Annotated in this window: 1 protein-coding gene and 1 pseudogene; one reads left to right on the top strand and one right to left on the bottom strand. The window is 74.2% G+C overall.

Annotation, left to right across the window (positions count from 1 at the left end; translation table 11 throughout):
* Positions 1 to 340, top strand: a pseudogene (locus R6V09_RS53710) (regulator); the annotation flags it as partial.
* A gap of 87 nt (positions 341 to 427) precedes the next feature.
* Here the strand turns inward: R6V09_RS53710 and R6V09_RS53705 are convergent.
* Positions 428 to 1,095: FAD-dependent oxidoreductase (locus tag R6V09_RS53705; RefSeq protein WP_317888635.1), on the bottom strand; the 668-nt coding region annotated here is incomplete at its 5' end.

Here is a 1,095-nt window from a genome sequence, read left to right as displayed (position 1 = left end):
CTTCGACGAGGCGCAGCTCGCCGACGAGTTCGGGCACGCGCACCGGGTTCTGCAGCAGTTCCGGGCCGCCGCGCAGCACGCGGAGCGGTCCCTGCAGTTGCGGGCGCCCGCGTTCGCCCGCAGTCGGCTGTTCTGCCGGGTCGTTCTCGCCTCCGCGCGGCTCGGGCTCGGTGAGCTCGATCAGGCCTGTGCGTTGGGGGCGGAGGCGGCGGGGCAGGCTGCGGAGATGCGGTCGGTGCGGGCCGTTGAGTATGTGCGGGACTTCGAGCGTCGGCTTGAGCCGTACAAGGATGCTGCGCCGGTGCGGGGGTATCGCGACAAGGTCGCCGCGTTCGGGTGACGCCATCGCCGTAGTGGTTGCGGTTTGTGGGACTGCGCGGCGCCGTCGTGGCTGGTCGCGCAGTTCCCCGCGCCCCTTCAGGGCGCTTCAGGCGGCCTGTGTTGTTGGCAGTGGGTCTGCCCTGTGCATCGAGCCCGTCGCGTCCAGGTCGGCCACGATCGCCGACGCCGCCCGGTGTGCCGAGTGCAACGCCCCCTGCACCGTGCTCGTGTCCCGGTGGTCGCCGCACACGTACAGGCCGGCCAACAGGCGGACAGGGCGCCGTAGATCGTGCGGTGGTCGCATGACGGGGACCGCCGTGGCGGTGTGGTGGACGGCGAGGGCCTCCCAGCGGGTGGTCGGGGTGCCGTAGAGGCGGGACAGGTGGGTGCGTACGGCGGTCTCGACGTCCGGCGGGGGCGGGCCCAGGACCGTCGAGGAGACGAGGGCGCGGCCGGCGGGCGCGCGGCTCGGGTCGACCTCGCTGACGATCGCGGTGTGGGCGACCGGGCCGCCGCGGTCGGAGTCCAGGAGGAGGGCGGCTCCGGTCGTGGGCGGGTCGTCGGTCGTGTGGTGCACCACGGTCACCTGGTGGAAGTCCGGTACGCGCAGGCCGGGCAGGAGTTCGGCCGCCGCGCGCGCGTCCGTCGCGACGAGGACGGCCCGGCAGTGGATCTCGCCGTGCTCCGCGGTGGTCACCGAGGTCGTCGACACGGCCGTCACGCGAACCCCGGTGTGCACGGTGCCCGGCGGCAGCGCCGCGGCCAGCACCTCGG

Source organism: Streptomyces sp. W16, assembly GCF_033194735.1.
Lineage (GTDB): Bacteria > Actinomycetota > Actinomycetes > Streptomycetales > Streptomycetaceae > Streptomyces.
Note: the sequence above shows the minus strand (reverse complement) of the source record. Positions and strands in the feature narration are given on the sequence as shown.